8 protein-coding genes and 1 pseudogene are annotated in these 7,324 nt (G+C 57.7%); 7 read left to right on the forward strand and 2 right to left on the reverse strand.

What is annotated here, in order from left to right; translation table 11 throughout:
- A partial coding sequence (imuA, locus tag P0D96_RS47065; protein ID WP_408321091.1) for a translesion DNA synthesis-associated protein ImuA occupies positions 1 to 531 on the reverse strand: 531 nt, incomplete at its 3' end.
- Between the two features lie 368 nt (positions 532 to 899).
- Between imuA and mnmH the strand changes: the two genes are divergently transcribed.
- From mnmH to P0D96_RS47090, 5 genes are all read left to right on the forward strand, one after another.
- Positions 900 to 1,928 (forward strand): tRNA 2-selenouridine(34) synthase MnmH, encoded by a 1,029-nt coding sequence (gene mnmH, locus P0D96_RS47070; RefSeq protein ID WP_408321092.1) that lies wholly within the window; start codon positions 900 to 902, stop codon positions 1,926 to 1,928.
- A gap of 258 nt (positions 1,929 to 2,186) precedes the next feature.
- A complete protein-coding gene (locus P0D96_RS47075) occupies positions 2,187 to 3,248 on the forward strand; it encodes a hypothetical protein (RefSeq protein ID WP_408321094.1) in 1,062 nt (353 codons plus the stop codon).
- A gap of 315 nt (positions 3,249 to 3,563) precedes the next feature.
- Entirely contained in the window at positions 3,564 to 3,827 is a 264-nt protein-coding gene (locus P0D96_RS47080) for a hypothetical protein (RefSeq protein WP_200655387.1), read from the forward strand.
- Positions 3,828 to 3,841: 14 nt separating this feature from the next.
- On the forward strand, positions 3,842 to 4,561 hold the full coding sequence (locus P0D96_RS47085; protein ID WP_408321096.1) for an autoinducer binding domain-containing protein: 720 nt from the start codon (positions 3,842 to 3,844) through the stop codon (positions 4,559 to 4,561).
- Positions 4,539 to 5,519, forward strand: a complete 981-nt coding sequence (locus P0D96_RS47090; RefSeq protein ID WP_408321098.1) for a fatty acid desaturase — start codon at positions 4,539 to 4,541, stop codon at positions 5,517 to 5,519. Before P0D96_RS47085 ends, P0D96_RS47090 begins: the two co-directional genes overlap by 23 nt.
- Before the next feature lie 71 nt (positions 5,520 to 5,590).
- Here the strand turns inward: P0D96_RS47090 and P0D96_RS47095 are convergent, their stop codons facing one another.
- Positions 5,591 to 5,878, reverse strand: a complete 288-nt coding sequence (locus tag P0D96_RS47095; RefSeq protein ID WP_097397551.1) for an Arc family DNA-binding protein — start codon at positions 5,876 to 5,878, stop codon at positions 5,591 to 5,593.
- Positions 5,879 to 6,404: 526 nt separating this feature from the next.
- Here P0D96_RS47095 and P0D96_RS47100 point away from each other — a divergent pair.
- Positions 6,405 to 7,064: a lytic transglycosylase domain-containing protein gene (locus tag P0D96_RS47100; protein WP_408321100.1), complete on the forward strand. Its 660-nt coding sequence runs from the start codon at positions 6,405 to 6,407 to the stop codon at positions 7,062 to 7,064.
- Positions 7,065 to 7,114: 50 nt separating this feature from the next.
- Positions 7,115 to 7,324: pseudogene (locus P0D96_RS47105) on the forward strand (hypothetical protein); the annotation flags it as partial.

Raw genomic sequence — 7,324 nt, forward strand, 5'->3', positions numbered from 1 at the left:
TACGAGAGGAACGAAAACGGGTCCGTCGCGCTGCGGTCCGCGGCGCTTGACGAACGTCACTTCAATACCGCCCCTGGCGGCTCGCAGTGCAAGCCGCAGCGGCGCCGGCGACGTCGCCTGGGCGGCCGCGAGTGGGCGAAACAGGAACAGCAGGATGTCCGAGGCCTGCGCGGCCAGATGCAGGCGCCGCAGCGCTTCCTGCCGGACCTCGGCCTGCCAGAAGAGCAGTGCGCCGCAGGTGCCGGTACGCAGGATCTGCTCGGCGGCCCACAGCGCATCAGCCGTGCGTGGTGCGCGCAGCACGCAGGCCTGTCCTGCGGGAACGCCCAGCCACGCCAGCCCGGCGGGTTGTAGCCGATGCGGCGGCTGCAGCAGGAGCAAGGGGCGGGATCCGACGGTCGCCAGCGCGGGCTGCAGCAGACGCAGTTCACCGCAGCCCGGCTGCGGTGTGAGCAGTTCTGTGAGCGCGCCCGCGGGCCAGCCGCCGCCCGGCAGCTCGGCGGTTAGCGCGGCGTGGCCGCACGACACCACCCACCCGATCGAAGCCGGCGGCCAGCTGCGAAGCTCGCCATAGCCCGGGGTGGATTTCTTCAGGGTGACGCGGCAAGACGCTCATGGGGCAAGAACACTGTATGAATATACAGTATCTAGTGTAGCGCTTATCTCCAAAAAATGGAAAACGGGTGGTCCGGAGGCCGCAGCCGGTTACCGCTGATCCGTTCCAAGCGGGCGCAAGACCATTTTTCGCGACATGGGAGGGAACCCCAGCGGTGACAGACCTGCCGGGTGGTAGGGCTTGCCAGAGAGGTAAGGGGTTCGTACCATGCCTGCACTCGACCGGTTGTCTGGATGGCGTAGAGAAAATTCGTTGTACGCCAAAAATTACAAGGCAGGTGGGCATGTACCGATTCGAAGATTACGACCTCATCATCGACGCGCGCAGCGAACGCGAATACGCCGTGGATCACATCCCTGGGGCAATCAACCTCCCCGTGGTCAGCAATGACGAATACGCCGAGGTCGGCACCTTGCATCGGACCGACAAAATGCGGGCATATCTGATCGGCGTGTCCTATTCGCTGAAAAACATTTCGCGTCACCTTGACACCGTAATTGCGGGCCGCCCACGTCATGGCAGGGTGCTTGTGTATTGCTTTCGCGGCGGAAAGCGCAGTCGACTTTGGTTTGATGCTCTCGATACGATCGGCTATAAGGTGGACCGTCTACCTGGTGGCTGGAAGGGCTATCGACGTTGGGTCAACGAGCAACTGACAAAGCTACCACGCGAGTTCTCGTATGTGGTCCTGTCAGGCTCGACTGGTTGTGGAAAGACTCGATTGCTCGATCAACTCGAAGCCGTCGGTGCGCAGGTCTTGAATCTGGAGGCGCTCGCGTCTCACCGGGGCTCGGTTATTGGTGCGATACCTGGTACGCCGCAGCCGACGCAGAAATACTTTGATAGCCTGCTGCAACAAAAGCTTAGTACTTTCTCTCCCGGCCGCCCGGTGTGGGTGGAAGCAGAGAGCAAGAAGATTGGCAACGTGCAGTTACCGCCAGCGCTGCTCGAAACGATGCATATGAAGGGCAAGCTTGTCTGCGTGAATGCGCCGATGGCCCAGCGAGTCATATTGTGGCGCGAGGACTATCACCATTTCGAGCAAGATCCGAACGCCTTCGTATCGAAACTCGCCTCTCTGCGGAGCCTTATCGGAGGCAAAGAGTTCGAGGTGTGGCAGGAAATGGCCAGATCACGGCAAATACCCGAGTTGTTCGAGCGGGTCATGGTCGCGCACTACGATCCCGCCTATGCACGTTCGACACGGCGCAGTTATCCCGCACTTGCAGATGCACCAGTCGTTGACTTGCAGGAACTGTCGCCAAACAGTCTCCGCGCCGTGGCGCTTGCGCTCATTCAGCGCTTCGGCTAAACGACTCTTATCTCAATCTCACTAAAACCGTGTCATTGCCAATCGCCCCCGCGATACGGGTGGAATAGGGCATATTTGCCATGTCGCATACGCAAGAAGCATATGCACGCAGAGAAATTTCCGCCTTGTAGCAGTGGGTTCCTTTCTTCGTGTTTCCGTTTGTAACTGAATTGGTGGAGGGGAAGGGAGGGCGGGTATGGTCATATCTTATGAATTGATCTAATCGGGACAGATTGACTGATTGGGATTGCTTCAAATATGACCACGACGATCGAAGACCGCATGATCTTGCTCCTGAATGAGCAGGCACGCCTCGCGCCAAGTGAAGACGAAAGGCCAGAGGGCGCACTTCGCAGGGCGTTCGGTACTCTGCTTCCGAGGCCCGAGCCTGGCCGGGGTTACTTGGAGCGGCTGACGGAATACACCCGTATTTCTATTCAGCGCTGGCGTAAGGTGTTTCATCGTCGGCAACGACCTACGCCAGACATGATCGAAGCGCTGGCACGTCTTTTCCCGCACTATGCTTTCTGGCTTGTCACGGGCATTACAGACGCGGCCAATGGCCATGTTGCACCGGATAACGCGCAAACATTTCCGGAGCGCCTGTATGCGCAGTCAGATGGCGCATCCCAGTATTTCCGCAAATCACTGGTTCTATTTCGTCGCCTGTTCGAGGAGTCGGGCGTCAATCTGCAAGATGACCACCAGCGCATGTATGCAGCGGAACGCACCAGGCCGCTCGCTCACTGGCACGACAGCCCGCTTGTCGATGCGGCTTACCGGATTTCTCAATCAAGGGAGTACTGCGAGCTGCATGAGATCTGGGAATCCCGCGAGAAGTACCGGGCTGATGACCTGAAACGCATCTGGGCAACATCCCCTGACGATCGGCCGTGGATGCAGCGTGCGAAGGAAGCAAAGGAGCAGGGGCTTTCGTTTCCTGTCCTGGGCGTCGATCCCCGCACATCGCACCAGGACCACCGCGATCTTTACTACGTCCCGCGAGCGCCCTGCCCAACGCGCTTCGCATTGAGTGTTCTAAACACATCGCCGGCGGATTTGACAGACGAGGAGTTGAAGCGCCTGCGAACATGGCTGGAGCAGTTGCAGGACGATGACCTGTTCGTGTTCTTTCAGTATCTCGAGCATCACAGCATCGACCGCGAGTTAATTTTCCCGTTGGAGCCCGGAGCCATACGATTCGCATGGCTCGGGATGGCCAACTCCGAGATAGAACAGTTCGTTAATTACGTGCAAAGCGAGCGTTCGAGTCGAGCGCGCGATAAGTATCCAGCGCGGATAGGCAGAAGGCTGGCGTAGCACTCGGGTGCACGAGGTGGCCCGGCGATTCGCCGGAGTGAAAATGATTTGCTGGATTGGAAACTATGAGCGACTGTATCAGCATTGTGTGCCCTTCTTGTGGGGCCGATCACGGTGATGATGGATGGGAAGTCTTGCAGGAAAACGAAGTCCATCAAATGAAGTGCGAAGTCTGCCGCACGGATTTTTTCGTATCGATCTTCGAGTGCGAAAGATGCGTTGCAGACAATGTGATTTCGTCTCTGTCTGAGCATGAAGTCAAGAATCGGACGTGTCGTGCGTGCGGACATAGCCCTGAGACCGAAGGCGAGGATTATGAAGAACCTTGTCTATGAACGAGCCGTTAGTGCCGATGTCGAGCAGGTGGGCATTCGCCTCTATCAGGTGCCAGGCGGTTTCATTGCGGAAAGGTATCTGATTCAGGGCGACGAACTTACGCTAGTTCAGATTATGCCGATTTCATCAAAAGGCGAGTTTGAAAAGTTCGCGCTTTCGGACCCACATCATTCGGTGATGCGGGCAATTTATATGGAAGTGCGAAACATTGTCTGGGCGGATGGGGTTGGTGAAGTAATCTAGATGGATCGACCGTAATGGAACTGAGCTTTGATGCCGTTATAAATGCAGCGGATGAACTGGAGTTGATACCGCTTGTTAGCGACGCAATTCGATCGAAGGGAGCGGAATGGTTTGTGTTCGTTTCGTTGCATCCTACCGATCATTCAGCCAGTCGCTCCACCCATCGATTCTTGATCGGTTGTCGCCCTGAATGGTGCCAACTGTACAACGCGAACCGATGGTATCTGACGGACCCTTGTCTCGATTACGCACGATCGAACACCGCGCCAGTGTTGGGCTCGGAGTTGCCAGTCCGGACTGCTGGGCAAAAGCGGATGCTTGAGGTTGCCGCGGAACACGGGTTTCTCAGCACGTTCCTCATTCCTGCGCACGCTAGCGAGAAAGGCCGGATTGGAGCTCTCTACCTTGGCTCGAGCGTGAAGCCCGAGGAAGGTGAGCCGAAACTCAGAGAGGGGCGGGCATTTTTCCGGGCCCTGGCGTTAGAGCTCCTCGATTGGTCATCGCGGGGAGTGCGCGAAGATGCGATCAGAAAGTGTGGCCTTTCACAACAGGACGTGCAGTTGATTGGACTCGTAAGATCTGGCTTCAATGCAGGTGCGATCGCCGATGAGCTGAAGGTGTCTTCGACGACTGTCTACAGGCAGTTCCAACGGATCAACGAAAAGATTGGCGTTTCGCACATTACCGCGGCGGTGCGGTTTGCGGAAGAAAATGACATCTTTGCGCAGCGATAAGGGCGGGTTCTGGCTGTCGACGCTATTACCAGCGACCGCGACGGCATTCTTCTTTGACCGGCATCCCTGGCTGTTTTTGCTATTCTTGGTTGCGGTGGTTCCTGCCGCTGACGCGCTTATCGGGCAGGAGGTGGAGGTCACAAACCAAAGGGCGGGCCAAGCGCCGAGCGGTCCTGTAGTCCCGGTCACTTACATTTGCGTGTGGGGCGCTGCGGTGCTTGTTGCCCTCGAAAGAGCGATGACCGCGAGGCCGCTGGAGTTTGCCGGGCTCGTTATTGCCTCGGGAGTGGTGAGTGCTTTCGCGATGGCGCACATTCACGAGGTAATGCACCGGGGCGGGCGTGTATCCAGGTTGATCTCCGACGTAGCGGTAGCAGTCGCTGGATACCCTCACTACCGAGTCGTACATCAACTCCACCACGAGCATGTCGGCGATCCGCGATTTGGTTCAACAGCCCATGTTGGCCTGTCGGTTTGGTGTCACGTCGGCCGCTCCTTCTTCTCGGCGCTGAGATCCGCTGTTGCTTACGAGCTAAGCCAGGCACGCAGTTGGAGGGGAAGCCGGCTCCTGCAGATCGTCCCGGTCAGCGTAGCGGTCGTGGGTCTCTTCGCGTGGTTTGGTGGGTGGCGTGGGGCGGTCTTCTACGCGGGGCAGGGCATAGTCTCTGTCTTCGTCGTAGAGGCGGTTGGCTACCTGCAGCACTATGGCCTGTGTGGTAGTCCTGACGACCTGGGCCATCAGATTGCGTGGGACGTTAATTTCTGGTTGTCCAATCGCCTATTCGTAAATAACGGGCTTCACACCCACCATCATCTTGAGCAAACGCAGGCCTATGATGGCCTGGTTCCCACCGGGAGTGCGCTTCCTGGCGGCTATCTGCACATGTTTGGCCTGGCGTTAATTCCACCGCTCTGGTTCTCGGTCATGAACCATAGGCTACCAAAGAGAAGCGACTAGCATAAAACACTGGCGGCCGCAAGGCTAAGTGGGCCTCTTGAATTCGTCACATCATCTGTTGGAAAGTGTCACTACGGTGTTGTCTTGGTAGTGCGCTTGCGTGCGACAAGAGCGAGCATGCGTTCGGCGAACATCGTTATCTCGTCTGGGGTCATGAGCTCGGCGAGAGACATTGTCGTGACGGTTTCGCGCAATTCGTCGACATCAGTATCGTCGCGGACGCTGAGCTGGGGATAGGTCGACTCCAAACGCGCGACCAGCTCAGCGTTGAGTGAGCGCTGATTCTTCGTGGCGGATTCGTTCAACTGGTGGTAGAGGGACCACGGTAGCCGGAATTGTGAGCGGTAGCTGTCTTTCATAGTGACATTTGACACTACGTTGGCGCTGGAATATAGTGACAGTGTGTCACTACATTGTAGTGACTATAAAGCACCAGAGGAGAGAGAATGGGTGACATCGTTCGCTCGCAGTGTCGACTCCCCCGAGAGCTAAATGAGTGGCTCATCGATCGGGCAAAGCAGGAGGCACGGTCAAAAAATGCGCAGCTGGTTGTTGAGCTTCGTACTCGTCGGGCCGAACTGGAGGATGAGACGGTCTGCAAGGAGTGCGCGTCGGATGCGCCCCCCGCGTCGCCAACGTCGCGACAGGAGGAGGTGTCAGAAGGAGATTAAATTGGTTCGCATCGCGCGAGCCGGATCTTGGCGAGGGAACGCCAGACAGCGAAGGGCAGGCGTGGAGGTACGGGTAGTAGAAGCGGTCAGCGTCGATGTTGCGAGCATTGGCGCCGACCTGACCAGTTGTTGAAACCTGAGAGGTCGACAATGGCTAAAGCCATTATATCGTTCGGGCGCAGCCAACGATCGAGCGTTGATGAAGGGGGAAGTCATGCTTGATTTCAACTCCCTGGCCCAGCAATGCGCGCCGAACGTCCACCCCACGACGCTGCAGGCGGTCGTGAAGACCGAGTCCGGCTTTAATCCGTATGCGATTGGCGTTGTCGGCGGCCACCTTGTTCGGCAGCCGCATGATCGTGCTGAAGCTGTGGCGACGGCGAAAGACCTCGAAGCGCAAGGCATCAACTTCAGCATGGGGCTTGGACAGGTCAACAAGACCAACCTCGCCCGATACGGACTGACCTACGAAACAGCCTTCGACCCGTGCGAAAACCTCCGCGCGGGCAGCGCCATCCTGCACGACTGCTATCAGCGGGCGGTCGCAGCAATGGGGCAGGGCACACCGGCATTGCGTGCGGCGATCAGCTGCTACTACAGCGGCAATTTCACGCGCGGGGAGACAGCCGACGCCGGCGGTACAAGCTACGTACAGCGCGTTGTTGCCAACGCCCAGATCGCGGCAGGTTCAACCAATGTCGTTCCTGCGATTCCTGTTGTGATGGACAGTCAGTCCGACAGACCGTCGCACGCTGCAGCGCCCAATGCCAAAACCTTTTCCGCGCAGCGCAGTGGCCCAAAACAACGGCCGGACGCACCGCACCCGTCATGGGATGCATTCGGCGATTCCGCTTGTGACAACGACTGCAACTGACTTGAGCCGCGACGACGCGGCCTGATCTCAACCACGTGAAAGGAGAAGACATGAATCGCAATACGAAGCTCGCGACCATGAAATTAGTACAGCTGAAAGATTATTCATATCGCATATCAATGCGGCGAATCGCAACCCGTATGCGCCAGACGATGGCCCTCGGCACCGCAATCGGTCCGGAACTTGCATTCGCGGGTGGTGGGCTCGATTCGGCGACGCAGGGCGCGACCACCTTCAAGATCTGGCTTTATTCGTTCCTT

It is taken from the genome of Paraburkholderia sp. RL17-347-BIC-D (assembly GCF_046027915.1).
In the GTDB taxonomy this organism is placed as follows: domain Bacteria; phylum Pseudomonadota; class Gammaproteobacteria; order Burkholderiales; family Burkholderiaceae; genus Paraburkholderia.

Coding starts and splice junctions, on each gene's coding strand:
- mnmH (WP_408321092.1), top strand. CDS start 900: ATGTACCGATTCGAAGATTACGACCTCATCATCGACGCGCGCAGCGAA.
- P0D96_RS47075 (WP_408321094.1), top strand. CDS start 2,187: ATGACCACGACGATCGAAGACCGCATGATCTTGCTCCTGAATGAGCAG.
- P0D96_RS47080 (WP_200655387.1), top strand. CDS start 3,564: ATGAAGAACCTTGTCTATGAACGAGCCGTTAGTGCCGATGTCGAGCAG.
- P0D96_RS47085 (WP_408321096.1), top strand. CDS start 3,842: ATGGAACTGAGCTTTGATGCCGTTATAAATGCAGCGGATGAACTGGAG.
- P0D96_RS47090 (WP_408321098.1), top strand. CDS start 4,539: ATGACATCTTTGCGCAGCGATAAGGGCGGGTTCTGGCTGTCGACGCTA.
- P0D96_RS47095 (WP_097397551.1), bottom strand. CDS start 5,878: ATGAAAGACAGCTACCGCTCACAATTCCGGCTACCGTGGTCCCTCTAC.
- P0D96_RS47100 (WP_408321100.1), top strand. CDS start 6,405: ATGCTTGATTTCAACTCCCTGGCCCAGCAATGCGCGCCGAACGTCCAC.